Genomic DNA, 17197 nt, shown 5'->3' on the forward strand with positions numbered 1-17197 from the left:
TCTGGTAGATCCGCGCTTCTTGAAAGCCTGCGCAGGATACAGCAGGAAAAATGACAATCAGACTTTTAATTCAAATTAATGCGACAGATGGCCGCAGGGGAGGCCCAGACGAGAGATTGATCGTTCCCACGCTCTGCGTGGGAATGCCTCAATGGACGCTCTGCGTCCGCTGTTGGGACGCAGAGCGTCCCGGGCTGCATTCCCACGCGGAGCGTGGGAGCGAGCAATGGGAGGGATTATTTGCAGACGTTGGCGATGGCTTCGGCCAGCAAGGCGAGGCGCGTTGCGTCGATACCGGCGACGTTCGCCCGGCCCGAGCTGACCATGTACACGCTGTGGTGCTCACGCAGTTGTTTCACTTGCTCCGGTGACAGGCCGGTGTAGGAGAACATCCCGCGTTGCACGCCAATGTGCGCAAAGCGTTCACGCAAGCCGTGCGGTTCCAGCGCTTCAACCAGGCCGCTGCGCAGTTGCGCAATGCGCAGGCGCATGGCTTCCACTTCATCGGCCCAACGGGCTTTCAGTTCTGGATCGGCGAGGATGGTCGCGACCACTGCCGCGCCGTGATCTGGCGGCGTCGACCACAGGTTGCGAGCGATGTTGGCCAGTTGGCTGCGGATGTCGATGAGCTTGTCGGCGGTTTTCGCGCAGACGATCAGCGCACCGGTACGGTCGCGGTACAAACCGAAGTTCTTAGAGCAGGAACTGGTGATCAGCAACTCTGGCACTTCTGCCGCGAACAAGCGGGTTGACCAGGCATCCTGCTCCAAGCCATCGCCAAAGCCCTGGTAGGCAAAGTCGATCAGTGGCAGCAGATTGCGGCTGCGCACCACGTCCAGTACACGCTGCCAGTCGTCATGATTCAAATCGAAACCGGTCGGGTTGTGGCAGCACGCGTGCAGCAGCACCACATCACCTTTCGGCACTTCGTTGAGCACCGCGAGCATGGCTTCGACGTCGAGGCGGTTGTCGCTGCCCACGTATGGGTAGTGACTGACCTTGACCCCGGCCGTGGCGAAAATGGTTTCGTGGATCGGCCAGGTCGGGTTGCTCAGCCACACGCCTTTGCCCGGCAGGCATTGGGCGATGAAGTCGGCGGCCAGACGCAGGGCACCGGTGCCGCCCGGGGTCTGAGTAGCGCCGGCACGTTGTTCGGCAATCAGCTTCGAGTCGGCACCGAGCACCAGCTCGTTGATGGCTTTGCCGAACAGCGGGTTGCCGTGGCCACCGATGTAGGTCTTGGTGTCCTGGCTTTCGACGAGGCGCGCTTCGGCGAGTTTCACCGCTTCCGGGATTGGCGTCAGGCCCTGAGCGTCCTTGTAGACGCCAACGCCCAAGTCGAATTTGCGCGGGTTGCTGTCCTGCGCATACGCCTCCATCAAGCCGAGGATCGGGTCGCCGGGTACCCGGCCGATGGCGTCAAAATGCATTACTTGCGTCCTTCTGCGGTCTTGGCCACTTCGTCAGTACGCGCGGCCATGATGAAGTCGTTGCGGTGCAGACCTTTGATCGAGTGGCTCCACCAGGTCACAGTGACTTTGCCCCACTCGGTCAGCAGGCCCGGGTGATGACCTTCGGCCTCGGAGATCTCGCCGACAGCGTTGGTGAAGGCCAGTGCGTGTTTGAAGTTCTTGAACAGGAAGACCTTCTCCAGTTGCATGATGCTGTCGCGCACTTCGATGTTCCAGTCAGGGATCTGCTTGATCAGGATCGGCAGTTCTTCGTCGCTGACTTGTGGCGCATCGGCGCGGCAGGCTTCGCAGTGGGCTTGGTTCAAAGTCGACATGGTGTATTCCTGAAATCGAGTGTGTTTTTTTTATTAAAGCGTTTGAGCTGTCAATGCCGTCACGCTAAACCAAACTGGCGGCGACTGACAGGCTCAATTGTCAGCAAAAGTCGCGGTTCACGCGGCTTTCGGTTTCGGCGGAAATTTCGGTGCGTGCAGACCCAGCTGCATGCCTTGGCGAACCATGGCCATGATGTCTTCATGGGCCACATCGAACAGACGCTTGAGGTTCGGCAGGACAAAGTACAGCGGTTGCAGGATGTCGATGCGATACGGCGTGCGCATGGCTTCGAGCGGATCGAAGGCTTGATGCTCAGGCTCGTCCGACAGCGAGTAAACGGTTTCTTTCGGTGAGGACAGGATGCCGCCGCCGTAGATGCGTTTGCCTTGTGGGGTGTCGACCAGGCCGAACTCGATGGTCATCCAGTACAGACGCGCTAGATAAACGCGTTCTTCCTTGGTGGCCTGCAAACCGAGTTTGCCGTAGGTGTGGGTGAATTCGGCGAAATACGGGTTGGTCAGCAGCGGGCAGTGACCAAAGATCTCGTGGAAAATATCCGGCTCTTGCAGGTAGTCCAGCTCTTCGCGGGTACGAATGAATGTAGCGACCGGAAATTGCTTGCTGGCCAGCAGTTCAAAAAACGTCTGGAAGGGGATCAGCGCCGGAACGCGGGCGACCTGCCAACCGGTGGTCTCGCCGAGCACCTTGTTGATCTCGCCGAGTTGCGGAATGCGGTCGTGGGGCAGACCGAGTTTTTCGATACCGTCCAGGTATTCCTGGCAGGCACGCCCTTCGATCACTTTTAGCTGGCGAGTGATCAGCGTGTTCCACACCGCATGTTCTTCGGCGGGGTAGTCGATAAAACCTTGCGCATCGGGCTCGCGGGCCACGTATTGCGTCTGCTTCATACTGCTCTCCTGCTAGGGGAATTCGTTCTTGTTATGTCCAGCGATGGATTCAGAATTACCTGAGAGCGGGTTGATGTGCAGCAGGTTGAATGGCCTGCGCGTAGGAAATTTCTCTTTAATTCGTAAAGTTATCGTTACGGTTTGACGGATATCTCGCTTTTACGGTGATTCACGGGTTTGAAAAGGCCGATGGCTGTCACATAATCTTGACAACTATCTGCGTGCCACCATAGAAAAGTCTGGCGCGGTCCCCTGTAGGAATGAGCCTGCTCGCGATAGCGGTGTATCAGTCAGCATCAATATCAACTGACCCAAAGCCATCGCGAGCAGGCTCACTCCTACAGGTTTCTCATCGTTTATTCGGGCGATTTATATGCGCATCAAAGTCCACTGCCAGAACCGCATCGGCATCCTGCGCGACATTCTCAACCTGCTGGTTGCCTACGGCATCAACGTCGCGCGCGGCGAGGTCGGTGGCGAGCATGGCAATGCGATCTACCTGCACTGTCCGAACCTGATCAATATTCAGTTTCAAGCGCTGCGCCCCAAGTTCGAAGCGATCGCCGGGGTGTTTGGCGTCAAGCGGGTAGGGCTGATGCCCAGCGAGCGGCGGCACATGGAGTTGAATGCGCTGCTCGGCGCACTGGAGTTTCCGGTGTTGTCGATCGACATGGGTGGCTCGATCGTCGCGGCCAACCGCGCGGCGGCGCAGTTGCTCGGTGTGCGCGTTGATGAGGTGCCGGGGATTCCGTTGTCGCGCTACGCCGAAGATTTCGACTTGCCGGAGCTGGTGCGCGCGAATAAATCGCGAATCAATGGCATGCGGGTCAAGGTCAAGGGCGATATCTTTCTGGCCGACATCGCACCGCTGCAATCGGAGCACGACGACAGTGAAGCGATGGCCGGTGCCGTGCTGACCTTGCATCGCGCCGACCGCGTTGGCGAGCGCATCTACAACGTGCGCAAGCAAGAGTTGCGTGGCTTCGACAGCATCTTCCAGAGTTCGAAAGTCATGGCCGCCGTGGTGCGGGAAGCGCGGCGTATGGCACCACTGGATGCGCCGCTATTGATTGAAGGCGAAACCGGCACCGGTAAGGAGTTGCTGGCGCGTGCCTGCCACCTCGCCAGTCCGCGCGGGCAGTCGCCGTTGATGGCGCTTAACTGCGCCGGCCTGCCCGAGTCGATGGCCGAGACCGAGTTGTTCGGTTATGGCCCGGGTGCGTTCGAAGGCGCGCGCGCTGAGGGCAAGCTTGGGCTATTGGAATTGACCGCGGGCGGCACGCTGTTTCTCGACGGTGTCGGTGAAATGAGTCCGCGCTTGCAGGTGAAGTTGCTGCGTTTTCTGCAGGACGGTTGCTTCCGCCGGGTCGGCAGTGATGAGGAGGTTTATCTGGATGTGCGGGTGATCTGCGCCACCCAGGTGGACTTGTCTGAGCTGTGCGCACGGGGCGAGTTTCGCCAGGATTTGTATCACCGCTTGAACGTGCTCTCCTTGCACATCCCGCCCCTGCGCGAATGCCTCGACGGGTTAACCCCACTGGTAGAGCATTTTCTTGATCAGGCCAGTCGGCAGATCGGCTGCTCGCTGCCGAAACTGGCGCCGGCGGCGATGGATCGCCTCAGTCATTACCACTGGCCGGGCAACGTGCGGCAGTTGGAAAACGTTTTGTTCCAGGCAGTTTCACTGTGCGATGGCGGCACGGTGAAAGCTGAGCATATTCGTCTGCCGGATTACGGCGTGCGTCAGCCGCTTGGCGATTTCTCGCTGGAGGGTGGGCTGGACGAGATTGTCGGGCGCTTCGAGAAAGCAGTGCTGGAGCGGCTGTATTCCGAGCATCCGAGCAGTCGGCAGTTGGGTAAGCGGCTGGGGGTTTCGCACACCACGATTGCCAACAAACTGCGTGAATATGAGGTCGGCAAAGATCCCGAAGCTTAAGATCAAAAGATCGCAGCCTTCGGCAGCTCCTACAGGAATACGCATTTCAAATGTAGGAGCTGCGGCACGCTGCGATCTTTTGATCTTTTGCCGCCAAGCGGCATAACACCGCCGGTTTTTCGACTTCGATACATTTCAAATTTCCCCTCGCCATCCCCCAAGTCCTTTGTTTACCGGGCCTTTGTGCGCCAGAAAAAAGTTGGTCTGCAAATTGCTTATGGCTCAGCAGTACAGCGGTGGGCGGCAAACGTCCGGCATGCAGAGGAAAGAGTGTGGACAAGTACCTTTATGTGGCAATGACCGGCGCCAGCCAGAATGCGCTGGCGCAAAAGGCGCATGCCAACAACCTGGCGAACATCTCCACCAACGGTTTTCAGCGCGACCTGGAGCAGGCGCGTTCGATGCCGGTGTTCGGTGACAGCTTTCCGGCGCGTGCGTTTGCCATGAGCGAACGGCCTGCAACCGACTTCACCCCGGGCTCGCTGGTGCAGACCGGCCGCGACCTCGACGTCGCGGTGACCGGCAACGGCTTCATTGCCGTACAGAACCCGAACGGCGGCGAAAGCTACGTGCGCACCGGCAGCCTCAACGTCGACGCCCTCGGCGTTTTGCGCGCCGGCAACGGCATGCCGGTGATCGGCAACGGCGGTCCGATCGCCGTGCCGCCCGAGCAGCAGATCGAAGTCGGTGAAGACGGCACCATCAGTATTCGTGCGATGGGCGAAGGCCCGCGCGTCATGGCGGAAGTCGACCGGATCAAACTGGTCAACCCGGACATCAAGAACATGAACAAGGGCCTCGACGGCTCGATCTACACCAAGGACGGCCAGCCTGCGCCGGCCGATGCCAACGTCAAACTGGTGTCGGGTTTCCTTGAGTCGAGCAACGTCAACGCCGTTGAAGAGATGACCTCGGTGCTGGCCTTGGCCAAGCAGTTCGAGTTGCACGTCAAAATGATGAACACCGCCAAAGACGACGACCAGGCCATGGCTCGGGTCTTGCAGATCAGCTAATTATCAGAACGTCGCGCCGTAAAACAGGCGCACGAGGAGAATCGAATGCTTCCGGCTCTATGGGTTGCCAAAACCGGTCTGTCCGCCCAGGACACCAACCTGACCACCATTTCCAACAACCTGGCAAACGTGTCGACCACGGGTTTCAAACGTGATCGCGCCGAGTTCCAGGACTTGCTCTATCAGATCAAGCGTCAACCAGGCGCCCAGTCGACCCAGGACAGCGAACTGCCGTCGGGTCTGCAACTGGGTACCGGTGTGCGCATTGTCGGCACCCAGAAAAACTTCACCGCCGGCAGCCTGCAAACCACCGAGCAGCCGCTGGACATGGCTATCGACGGTCGCGGTTTCTTCCAGATTCTGCAGCCGGACGGCACCACGTCGTACACCCGTGACGGTACCTTCCACCTCGATTCCAATGGCCAGATTGTTAACGCCAGTGGTTTCGCTCTGGAACCGGCCATTGTCATTCCGAACGATGCCCAGACCTTCACCGTCGGCCGTGACGGCACGGTGTCCATCACTGTCGCTGGCAACGCCGCGTCGCAGGTGATCGGCAACCTGCAAACCGCCGACTTCATCAACCCGGCTGGTCTGCAGGCCGTGGGCAACAACCTGTTCCTGGAAACCGCCGCTTCCGGCGCGCCGCAAGTCGGCACCCCGGGTCTGGCCGGTTTCGGTACCACCCTGCAGAACACCCTGGAAACATCCAACGTCAGCACCGTTGAAGAGATGGTCAACATGATCACCACTCAGCGCGCTTACGAGATGAACTCCAAGGTGATCTCCACCGCTGACCAGATGCTCTCGTTCGTAACGCAGAATCTGTAATCAAGTCTATGAGGCGGCCATGAGGTCGCCTGCAACACCGTGAGGTAGGGTCATGAATCGCTTTGTATCTGTTCTGGCATTGAGTGGGGTCGTCTCGCTCGCGGGCTGCGTCGCCCCGACGCCCAAGCCCAATGACCCTTACTACGCCCCGGTGTTGCCGCGCACGCCGTTGCCGGCTGCCGCCAATAATGGCTCGATCTATCAGGCCGGCTTCGAGCAGAACCTGTACAGCGACCGCAAGGCTTTCCGGGTCGGTGACATCATCACCATCACCCTGAACGAGCGCACGCAGGCGAGCAAGAACGCCAACTCGCAGATGGACAAGAACAGCGATAACAGTGTCGGTCTGACTTCGTTGTTCGGCTCCAGCCTGACCACCAACAACCCGATTGGTGGCGGTGACCTGAGTCTGAACGCCGGCTATAGCGCTGACCGTTCGACCAAGGGCGACGCCAAGTCCGGGCAGAGCAACAGCCTGACCGGTTCGATCACCGTGACCGTCGCTGACGTGCTGCCCAACGGCATTATCGCCGTGCGTGGCGAGAAGTGGCTGACGCTGAACACCGGTGACGAGCTGGTGCGCATCGCCGGCCTGGTGCGCGCCGATGACATCGCCACGGACAACACCGTGTCGTCGACCCGGGTCGCCGATGCACGCATCACCTACTCGGGTACCGGCGCGTTTGCCGATACGAGTCAGCCAGGCTGGTTCGACCGTTTCTTCCTCAGCCCGCTGTTCCCTTTCTAGGTGGCTACGTTGAATCTGAAAAGCTTCATGCTGGCGGCGACCCTGATGTCCGCCGCTTTTGGTGCCCACGCCGAGCGGCTGAAAGATATCGCCAGCATTTCCGGCGTGCGTTCCAACCAGTTGATCGGTTACGGCCTGGTGGTCGGGCTTAACGGCACCGGCGACCAGACGACGCAAACCCCGTTCACCCTGCAGACCTTCAACAACATGCTCTCGCAGTTCGGCATCAAGGTGCCGCCGGGATCGGGCAACGTGCAGTTGAAAAACGTCGCGGCGGTGTCGATCAGTGCCGACTTGCCGGCGTTCGCCAAGCCCGGTCAGCAGGTCGACATTACCGTGTCCTCGATCGGTAACTCCAAGAGCTTGCGCGGCGGTACGCTGTTGCTGACCCCGCTCAAGGGTATCGACGGCAACGTCTACGCAGTCGCTCAGGGCAACCTCGTGGTCGGCGGTTTCGACGCAGAGGGCCGTGACGGATCGAAGATCACCGTCAACGTTCCGTCGGCCGGTCGCATCCCTGGCGGTGCCTCGGTGGAACGTTCGGTACCGAGTGGTTTCAACCAGGGCAACAGCCTGACGCTGAACCTCAACCGTTCCGACTTCACCACCGCCAAACGTATCGTCGACAAGATCAACGACATGCTCGGCCCTGGCGTTGCGCAAGCCATCGATGGCGGTTCGATCCGCGTCACCGCGCCACTCGATCCGAGCCAGCGCGTCGACTACCTGTCGATCCTGGAAAACCTCGAAGTCGATCCGGGTCAGGCGGTGGCGAAAGTCATCATCAACTCGCGTACCGGCACCATCGTCATCGGCCAGAACGTGAAAGTGTCGCCAGCCGCCGTGACCCACGGCAGCCTGACCGTGACCATCACCGAAGACCCGATCGTCAGCCAGCCGGGCCCGCTGTCCAATGGCCAGACCGCTGTCGTGCCACGCTCGCGGGTGAATGCCGAGCAGGAAGCCAAACCGATGTTCAAGTTCGGCCCGGGCACCACCCTCGACGAGATCGTGCGGGCGGTGAACCAGGTCGGCGCGGCACCGGGTGACTTGATGGCCATTCTCGAAGCCTTGAAGCAGGCCGGCGCGTTGCAAGCCGACCTGATCGTGATCTGAGGCCGACCCTTATGGATATGCGCAAAAGCGGTCTGGTCAGCAGCAGCGATTCGGGTTCCTACTCGGACCTCAATCGCCTGAACCAGCTCAAGGTCGGCGACAAGAACAGCGATGCGAACCTGCGCAAAGTGGCGCAGGAATTCGAATCGCTGTTCCTCGGCGAGATGCTCAAGTCGATGCGCTCGGCGACCAACGCCTTGGGTGAAGACAACCCGCTGAACACGCCGGCGGCCAAGCAGTATCAGGAAATGTACGACCAGCAACTGGCCGTTTCCATGTCCCGCGAGGGCGGTGGTATCGGTCTGGCCGACGTGCTGATGCGGCAGATGTCGAAGAACAAACCGCTGGCGCCGGGAGAGGCTGCGGTCGCGTCCGCCGCCAAGCAGGAAGAGGCCAAGGCGAAAGCTGCGGCCGTGGTCACACCGGTTGCCGCTGGCACCGTTGCTACCAACGGCCCGTTGTCGCGGCTCAATGGCGAGCGTCCGCTGTGGGCTTCGCGTTCGGTGAGCGCGCCGAACACGCAACTGGCTCATCGCAATGACATGGAACTGATCAATCAGCGTCGTCTGGCTCTGCCACCGAAACTGGCCGATCGTTTGCTCGCAGGCCTGGTGCCATCGGCTACGCCGGCAGTGGCCACGCAATTGCCGCAACGCGCGACTACCGCGGCCACCACTGGCGCCGGCCCGCTGTACAACGGCGACTGGCTGGCACGCGCCGAGGGCGAAAAAGCCTCCGGCGGGCAGATGCAGATTTACGGTCGCGCCATGGCGCAGATCCCGTTGGCGCCGGCGAAGAAAGCCTTCAGTTCCGCCGACGAATTCGTCAACACCATGCTGCCGATGGCCAAGGAAGCGGCCGACCGCATCGGCGTCGATCCGCGTTATCTGGTGGCGCAAGCGGCGCTGGAAACCGGTTGGGGCAAGTCGGTCATGCGCGCCCAGGATGGCAGTAGCAGCCACAACCTGTTCGGCATCAAGGCGAGCAGCAACTGGAAGGGCGATTCGGCCCGCGCGATCACCAGCGAGTTCCGTAATGGCGAGATGGTCAAGGAGACGGCCGAGTTCCGTTCCTACGCCTCGTACAAGGACAGCTTCCACGATCTGGTGACTTTGCTGCAGAGCAATAATCGCTATCAAGATGTCGTGAAGTCTGCCGATAACCCAGAACAGTTTGTACGCGAGTTGCAAAAGGCCGGTTACGCCACCGACCCGAACTACGCAAGCAAGATTTCGCAGATAGCCAAGCAGATGAACAGTTTCCAAAACTACGCTGCGGCGGGTGTATCCACCACGCCTTTATAAGGCACAAGGTATAAGGTCTGAACCATGAGTTTGCTCAATATCGGGATGTCGGGACTGTCGGCCAGCCAGTCCTCTTTGGCTACGACAGGCAACAACATTGCCAACGTCGACACCGCCGGTTATTCACGTCAGCAAACCGTGCAGGGCACCAAATCCTCGCAGCAGTACGGCACCGTGTTCATCGGTACGGGCACCACCCTGGCTGACGTGCGCCGGGTGTACAACTCGTACCTGGAAAGCCAACTGCACACTGCTACTTCGCTCGACAGCGAATCGGCCGCGTTTCTGGCCCAGGCCACGCCGCTGGACTCCATGTTGTCGGACACCAACACCGGCCTGACCGGCGTGCTGCAAAAATTCTTTACCACGATGCAGGGCGTTTCGACCTCGGCGACCGATGACACTTCCCGTCAATCGGTGCTGACCGGTGCGCAGGCGCTGACCAGTCGTTTCAACACCATTGCCAAACAGCTCAACGACCAGAACACCACCCTCAACGGCAGCCTGGGCGACATGACGGCCCAGGTGAACAAGCTGGCCACCTCGATTGCCAACCTGAACCAGAAGATCGGCGAGATCTCCACTAGCGGTGGTGCGCCGAACGATCTGCTCGACAGCCGCAACGAAGCCGTACGCCAGCTCTCCGAACTGACCGGTGCACAGATCGTCGAGCGTGGCACCAGTTTCGATGTCTACATCGGCAGCGGTCAGCCGTTGGTGATCGGCAACACCACCAACACGCTGAGCATGGTCGCAAGCAAAGACGACCCGTCGCGCATGGCCATCCAGATGGATCGCGGTTCGAGCACCATCGACATCACCTCGGCGATGAGCGGTGGCGAAATCGGTGGCCTGCTGACTTACCGCAAAGAAGTCCTCGACCCGTCGCTCAACGAGCTGGGCCGAGTGGCGCTGGTGATCGCTGATCAGGTCAACAGCCAGCAAGCGCAAGGCATCGACAAGAACGGTGACTTCGGTGCGGCGATTTTCAACAACATCAACAGTGCCGCGCTGATCAGTTCGCGCAGCATCGCGCAGTCGGGCAACAGCACCGGTTCCGGAAACCTCGATGTCACCATCAAGGACACCGGCAAGCTGACCACCAGCGATTACCAAGTGACGTTCACCAGCGCCACGGACTACACCGTCAAGCGTTCCGACGGCACCGACATGGGCGCCTTCAGCACCACAACCAATCCGCCGCCAGTGATCGACGGATTCACCCTCGCCCTCAAGGGTGGGGCATTGAGCGCCGGTGACAGCTTCAAAATCACCCCGACCCGCAATGCGGCGGCGAGCATCCAGACGGTGCTCACCGATCCGAAGAAAATCGCTGCGGCCGGTCCGTTGACCGGTGTGGCCAGCGCCAGCGGTCTGGGCACCTTCACCCAGCCGACGCTCAACAGCAAGATCGATATTTACAACCCGACTTCCCAGGCTGACATGCAGGCGGCGCTGAAGAATTCGACGCCGGTGAAACTGGTGTTCGGTGCGGTCTCCGGGGGCAGCCAGTCTTACACTTTTGTGGATGCCAAGGGCGGCCTCATCAGCAGCGGCACTATCGTTCCCGGTCAATCGAACGCGCTGGAACTTAAAGTCGGCATCGTCGATGCCAGCGGCAACCCGGTGCTGGACACCAGCGTTACGCCGAACGTACAGAAAACCTTCTCCGTACAGACCACCGTTGGCGGCACGCCGAAGCCTGGCGAAACCTTCACCATGAACCTCACCGGTGCGGCGTCCTCGGACAACCGCAACGCGCAATCGCTGGTCGCCCTGCAAACTGCGCAGACCGTCGATACCGGTTCCGCCAGCAAAGGCATCAGCCTGACTGACGCTTACAACAAGCTGGTGACCAACGTCGGCACCAAGACCGCTCAAGGCAAGTCCGACAGCGCCGCGACCTCGGCGATTCTGGATAACGCCAAAGGCGCGCGCGATTCGCTGTCCGGCGTCAACCTGGATGAAGAAACCGGCAACCTGGTCAAATACCAGCAGTACTACACAGCGTCTTCGCAGATCATCAAAGCTGCGCAGGAAACTTTCGCCACGCTGATCAACAGCCTTTAAGGAGTCGTAATTCATGCGCATTTCCACCGCCCAGTATTACGGCACGCAAGCGTCGGACTATCAGCGTAACTTCAACAAGGCAGTCGCCACCGCCAGCGAGGCTAGCAGCCTGCAGCGCATCAACACAGCGGCCGATGATCCGATCGGTGCCGGGCGTTTGCTGCAGTTGGGCCAGCAGGCCGCGATGCTCGATCAGTACAAGACCAACGTCGACACCACCAAAAGTTCGTTGACCGTGCAGGAGTCGACACTGGACTCCATCACCACCGCATTGGCACGCGCCAAGGAACTTGCCCTGGCAGCCAACAACGGCACGGCCACCGACAAGGACCGCCAGGCTTACGCGTCGGAGCTGGGCCAGATCCAGCAACAAGTGCTGGGCCTGATGAACTCCAAGGATGCCAGCGGCAATTACCTGTTCTCCGGTTCGAAAACCGATACCGCGCCGTACTCGCAGAACGCCGATGGCACCTACTCCTACAACGGTGACCAGACCACGATCAATCTGGGCATCGGCGACGGCATGACTGTTGGCACCAACACCACCGGTTGGGCCGCTTTCCAGCAGACCATCAATACCGCGCGCACCAACGTCACCATGACTGCGCCGGCCGTGGACGACGGCCGCGTTGTGCTGTCCAACGGTACGGTCGGCACTGCCGCCACCTATGATTCCAAATTCACTGCCGGCCAGCCGTACACCGTCAGCTTCCTCAGCAGCACTCAGCTGAAAATCACTGATGCCCTGGGCAATGACGTGACCGCTGAAGCGAGCCAGAACGGTCTGGTCAGCAACAGCAGCGGCGCCAACCAGACGGTGAGCTTCCGTGGCGTCGACATGAAGTTGAATATCAACTTGAAGACCGGCGACACCAACCCGGACGCGGTGATAGCTGGCCACAGCTTCCAGTTGTCGACCGCGCCGGACTCGTTCACCACCACGCGCAGCCCGGGTAACCCGTCGACCGCCGTGATCACCGGCTCCAGCATCACCGACCAGGCCGCCTACACCGCGGCATTCCCGCAGGGCGGCGCCGTCCTCAAGTTCACCAGCGCCACCGCCTTCGATCTGTACGCAGCGCCGGTCACTGCCGACAGCAAACCCGTGTCCTCAGGCACTATCGTGGGTAACAACGCTACTGCGGCGGGCGTCACGTTCGCACTGGGCGCTGCCCCGGCTGCCGGTGATCAGTTTTCGATCCAGCCGAACGACCACCAGACCCAGAACGTGCTCGACACCCTGGGCCAGATGATCACGGCGTTGAACACTCCGATCGATGGGGATCCGGTGGCCAAGCAGAAATTCCAGGGCGCAATGGAAGCGGGCCTCGGCAACATCGACGCGGCCAACAATCAAATCGGCGCCGCGGTGACCGAGATTGGAGCACGTGGTCAGGCGCTGGATATGCAGGCCGTCACCAATGACAGCCTGAGCACCGCGAACACCACCACTCAAGGCTCCATTCGCGATTCGGATCCGGCTGAAGTGATGACTCGTTTGACCCTGCAGCAGACCATGCTGCAAGCTTCGCAGCTTGCGTTCAGCAAGATCAGCCAGTTGGGTCTGTTCAACAAGATCTGATCCTCAACGGGCGTGTAAGCGCCCGTTTGCCTTGTCCCTCAGTCATGTTTTTTAGCGGTATCAAGGGCTCGCTTTTCCGAGCGGGCTCGTACCGCCTGTGAGCCCGCCGTGAATTCACTTCCTCTTGTCAGCCTCGTTATTCCCGCCTTCAATCCGCGCTTTTTCGAGCGGACGCTGAACAGCGCCGTCAGCCAGAATTACGCCAATCTTGAAATCATCGTATGCGATGACAATCGTGGCCACGAGATCGAAGACATCGTTACGCAGGTGACAGAGCAGACCGGGTTTGCAGTGCGTTACGTGCGCAACTCACGAACGCTGGGCCTGGTTGGTAACCTGAAGGCCTGCCTTGAGCAAGCCCGGGGCGAGTTCATCAAATTCCTGTGTGACGATGATCTGCTGTATTCGGCCTGTATCGAACAGCAAGCCCATGAGATGCAGCGCGAAGAAGTCAGTCTGGTGGTCGCGCAACGGTTGCTGTGGGATGCCAACGACATCATCCTGCCCGCACGTCTGGAAAACAGCTCGTTATCGCCGGCCAGTGGCTTGCTCAAAGGCGACGACGTACTAAGCATCTTCGAAAAATTTCCAGTCAACGTGCTCGGCGGTTTCAGCAGCGCAATGTTCCGGCGCGCCGATGTCGCCGAACTGCTGCCGGCCCTTACCGAGGATGGAGCCTGCTTCGTCGCGACCCTGGATTTTGCTTTGTATGTCTGCCTGCTGCGGCGCGGCAACCTGGTGGTCTCCAACAATGTGCTGAGTGCCGAACGACTTTACCCCGAGCGTCTGAGCGCGCAGCAACCGATGAAAGACGCGGCGGAGATCGAGCGCGAGTGGATCTCGCAAATGCTCAAGGTCCGCAGCGGAGAGTCGGCGCCGGCGCCGGGATGGGTGCGCTATGTGCAATTGACCAAGGCCGACGAGACACCTCGGGTCTGGGAAGAACTGCCGCTGAGCCGTACCCTGGGTTCCAAGCAGAGCCGTCAGGAATTGGGGGTCGGTGTCGACAGCTTCAGTTTCGGCGAACTCTATGCGCAGTGGCTGGCGTGTCGGGTGCTGACCGCGGCACAGCGCAAATGGCTGCCGGAAACCCTCGCCGGCTGGTCGCATCAGCCGCGCATCGTGCCGATCATCATTGATGGGCAAGGCAGCCGCGATGGTCTGGAACGTACGCTTGATGCGCTCGCCGCTCAGGATTATCCGCCGGAGCTGGTGCTGGTGCTGTCCACGGTTTGCAGCGAAGCGAAGCTGGACGGTCGGGTGTTCCACATGCCGTTGCAGGGTGACGGCCTGGAGCAGATCAACGCTCTGCTGCCGCAACTGGAAGGCGCCGACTGGTTTTATCTGCTGCAGCCAGGTGACTGCCCGGTGGTGCCAGCGTTGTTGGTGATGGCCGATCGCATTGCGCACGCAAGCTCGTTGACATGCCTGTACAGCGACGAAGGCAGCCTGCGCGATGGCGAGTCGGCAGAGCCTGCGTTCAAACCTGATTTCAACCTTGATCTCATGCGTAGCTATCCCTACGTCGGGCGCGCCTTGGCATTCCAGCGCGAACGGTTTCTGGCCCTTGGCGGTTTTACCTCGACGTTCGCCGAACTGGCGCCCCACGATGTGCTGTGGCGCATGGTTGAAAGTGATGGCCTGCAAGTCGTCGGGCACATTGCTGAAGTGCTGCTGGAGTCGAAATACGACCTGTCGCAATGGCTTATCAATCCCGGCGTCGTCGAGCAAAGTCCGCGAATCCTCGAAGCGCATCTGCAACGCCTTGGCATCGCTCATGAAGTCCGTGTCGGTAATAGCGGGCTGCTCAATCGTGTCGACTATCACCATGCCCGGCGCCCGCTGGTGTCGGTGGTCATTGTCACGCAGGACCAGACCGCCGCGTTGCAGCGCTGCGTCGAGACCCTGCTGGAAAAGACTGCCTACACCGAGTACGAATTGCTCTTGGTCGACAACGGCAGCGAAAGCGCCGAAGCGCTGGCGTGGCTGGACGGTATGGCGCAAATGGGCAGCGAGCGGATACGTGTGCTGAGCTACCTGCAAAAGGGCAATGCGGCAGCGGTGCACAACTTTGCCGTCGGCCAAGCGCGCGGTGAGTATGTGCTGATGCTCAATGCCTTCGCGGTAATCACCCAGAGCGATTGGCTCGACGAACTGCTCAATCATGCGCAACGACCGGAGGTCGGGGTGGTCGGCGCCAAGCTGTTCAACCCGGACGGTGGCGTGCTGCACGCGGGTCTGATTCTTGGCTTGAACGGGCCGGTCGGGTTGCCGTTCTATGGCCAGCCGATGCAGTCGGAAGGGTACATGCACCGCCTGCAAGCAGTGCATGACCTGAGTGCCGTCGGTGGTGATTGCCTGATGATTCGCCGGTCGGTGTACGAAGCGGTCGGCGGGCTGGACGAGCAGGACCTCAAGCAAACGCTCAATGTCGTCGATCTGTGTCTGCGTGTTGGCCGTGACGGTTATCTGGTGGTGCTCAACCCTCATGCGGTGCTGGCCGTGGGGGCACGGCCAAGTGCAATGGCGACGCCTGAGGAAGAAGCGCAGCACACCGAGGAGAGGGAGACGTTTTACCAGCGCTGGCTGCCGCTCGTGGCGCGCGATCCGGCCTACAACGTCAACCTGACGTTGCAGGGCGTGGGCGCCACCAACTTCAGTCTGGAGCCTGGCCTGCGCACCGGTTGGAGTGCGTTCTCCAAGGCACAGCTGCCCAATCTGCTGGTGGTGCCGATCAACGCTTCAGCCATCGGCCATTACCGCATGAGCCAGCCGATGATCGAGCTGGAAGCGGCCAATCGGGCAGAAGGGCGCATTTGCTACGGTTTGCCGTCGATCATCGATATCGAACGTCAGTCACCTGATGTGATCGTTCTGCAAGGGCGCTACTCGGAGCACGCCATCGATGAAATCCCACCGTTGAAAAAGTACTTCAACGCTCGACGGATCTTCGAACTCGACGACTACGTCATTGATGTTCCCCACCGCAATGCGCACATCCGTAATATGCCGAGCAAGCAGGACATGGAGCGTATGGTGCGGCGTGCCATCGGGCTGTGTGATCGCGCGGTCGTATCCACCGCGCCGCTGGCCAACGTGCTGTCGGACATGCACCACGACATTCGTGTCGTCCCTAACATGTTGGCCAAGGACTTGTGGGGCCACCTGCGCAGCCAGCGTCGGACCTCGAAGAAACCGCGGGTCGGCTGGGGCGGCGGCACCAGTCACCACGGTGATCTGGCGGTGATCGCCGAGGTTGTTCGTGAACTGGCCAATGAAGTCGACTGGGTATTTTTCGGCATGTGCCCGGATGATCTGCGGCCGTACATGCATGAGTTCCATGGCGTCATCGGCCTGGACGTGTACCCGGCGAAACTGGCCAGCCTCAACCTCGATCTCGCGTTGGCGCCGCTGGAATTCCATATCTTCAACGACTGCAAGAGCAACTTGCGGCTGCTGGAGTACGGCGCCTGCGGTTACCCGGTGATCTGCACCGACACCGAGGCCTATCGCGGTTACTTGCCGTGCACGCGGATCAAGACCAACTCCACGGATGAATGGCTGCAAGCGATCCGCATGCACCTGGCGGATCCGGATGCCAGTTATCGCATGGGCGATGAATTGCGTGAGGTGGTGCTGCGCGATTACGTGTTGCGCGGCGATAACCTGCGCTACTGGGAATACGGCTGGCTGGCCGATTGATCGAGCCAGGCGTGATCTGAAAAAAACAGGCGACTTTTATAGTCACCTGTTTTTTTTTGCTTCTGAAAATCGTCTTTGCACCAGTTTCGATACAAATTTTTGCCGACGCTCAAGCTTCGCGTCTTTGCAGTCGATATCAACACATTCGTGGGTTTAGAGCGCTTGCCGCGAGGATGTTGATCGCCGCGCATGCCGGTACC

The 17197-nt window shown here is 60.2% G+C and carries 12 protein-coding genes; 9 read left to right on the plus strand and 3 right to left on the minus strand.

The genetic code is table 11. The features are described 5' to 3' along the window. Positions 1-236 precede the first annotated feature (236 nt). The 3 genes from ACZZ0A_RS04360 to phhA all read right to left on the minus strand — a co-directional run bounded on the left by ACZZ0A_RS04360 (position 237) and on the right by phhA (position 2695). On the minus strand, positions 237-1430 hold the full coding sequence (locus ACZZ0A_RS04360) for an amino acid aminotransferase (protein ID WP_463542566.1): 1194 nt from the start codon (positions 1428-1430) through the stop codon (positions 237-239). Continuing rightward, positions 1430-1786: a 4a-hydroxytetrahydrobiopterin dehydratase gene (locus ACZZ0A_RS04365; RefSeq protein ID WP_003222798.1), complete on the minus strand. Its 357-nt coding sequence runs from the start codon at positions 1784-1786 to the stop codon at positions 1430-1432. The genes ACZZ0A_RS04360 and ACZZ0A_RS04365 overlap by 1 nt, the downstream gene beginning before the upstream one ends. 117 nt (positions 1787-1903) lie before the next feature. Then, on the minus strand, positions 1904-2695 hold the full coding sequence (gene phhA, locus ACZZ0A_RS04370) for a phenylalanine 4-monooxygenase (protein ID WP_007920123.1): 792 nt from the start codon (positions 2693-2695) through the stop codon (positions 1904-1906). Positions 2696-3068: 373 nt separating this feature from the next. On the opposite strand from phhA, the gene ACZZ0A_RS04375 reads away from it, so the two are divergent. The 9 genes from ACZZ0A_RS04375 (at position 3069) to ACZZ0A_RS04415 (ending at position 16997) form a co-directional block, all read left to right on the plus strand. Continuing rightward, the gene (locus ACZZ0A_RS04375; protein ID WP_007920121.1) at positions 3069-4631 is read left to right on the plus strand and encodes a sigma-54-dependent phenylalanine hydroxylase transcriptional regulator PhhR; all 1563 of its coding nucleotides are present in this window, start codon (positions 3069-3071) and stop codon (positions 4629-4631) included. Between the two features lie 272 nt (positions 4632-4903). Beyond that, complete coding sequence (locus ACZZ0A_RS04380; protein WP_007920119.1) at positions 4904-5644, plus strand: flagellar basal body rod protein FlgF; 741 nt, start codon at positions 4904-4906, stop codon at positions 5642-5644. A gap of 45 nt (positions 5645-5689) precedes the next feature. After that, positions 5690-6475: a flagellar basal-body rod protein FlgG gene (flgG, locus tag ACZZ0A_RS04385; protein ID WP_007920118.1), complete on the plus strand. Its 786-nt coding sequence runs from the start codon at positions 5690-5692 to the stop codon at positions 6473-6475. Between the two features lie 52 nt (positions 6476-6527). Then, positions 6528-7223 carry a flagellar basal body L-ring protein FlgH gene (gene flgH, locus ACZZ0A_RS04390; protein ID WP_007920116.1) on the plus strand — a complete coding sequence of 232 codons (696 nt, stop codon included), beginning with the start codon at positions 6528-6530 and terminating at the stop codon, positions 7221-7223. Between the two features lie 27 nt (positions 7224-7250). Then, on the plus strand, positions 7251-8339 hold the full coding sequence (locus tag ACZZ0A_RS04395; RefSeq protein WP_042704956.1) for a flagellar basal body P-ring protein FlgI: 1089 nt from the start codon (positions 7251-7253) through the stop codon (positions 8337-8339). Between the two features lie 11 nt (positions 8340-8350). Beyond that, complete coding sequence (flgJ, locus tag ACZZ0A_RS04400; RefSeq protein ID WP_414916114.1) at positions 8351-9643, plus strand: flagellar assembly peptidoglycan hydrolase FlgJ; 1293 nt, start codon at positions 8351-8353, stop codon at positions 9641-9643. Positions 9644-9667: 24 nt separating this feature from the next. After that, complete coding sequence (gene flgK / locus ACZZ0A_RS04405) at positions 9668-11713, plus strand: flagellar hook-associated protein FlgK (RefSeq protein ID WP_463542567.1); 2046 nt, start codon at positions 9668-9670, stop codon at positions 11711-11713. 13 nt (positions 11714-11726) lie between these two features. Continuing rightward, on the plus strand, positions 11727-13295 hold the full coding sequence (locus ACZZ0A_RS04410) for a flagellar hook-associated protein 3 (protein ID WP_095114164.1): 1569 nt from the start codon (positions 11727-11729) through the stop codon (positions 13293-13295). A gap of 108 nt (positions 13296-13403) precedes the next feature. Beyond that, positions 13404-16997: a glycosyltransferase gene (locus tag ACZZ0A_RS04415; RefSeq protein WP_007920102.1), complete on the plus strand. Its 3594-nt coding sequence runs from the start codon at positions 13404-13406 to the stop codon at positions 16995-16997. Positions 16998-17197 lie beyond the last annotated feature (200 nt).

The sequence above is a fragment of the Pseudomonas sp. AC242 genome, assembly GCF_979258655.1.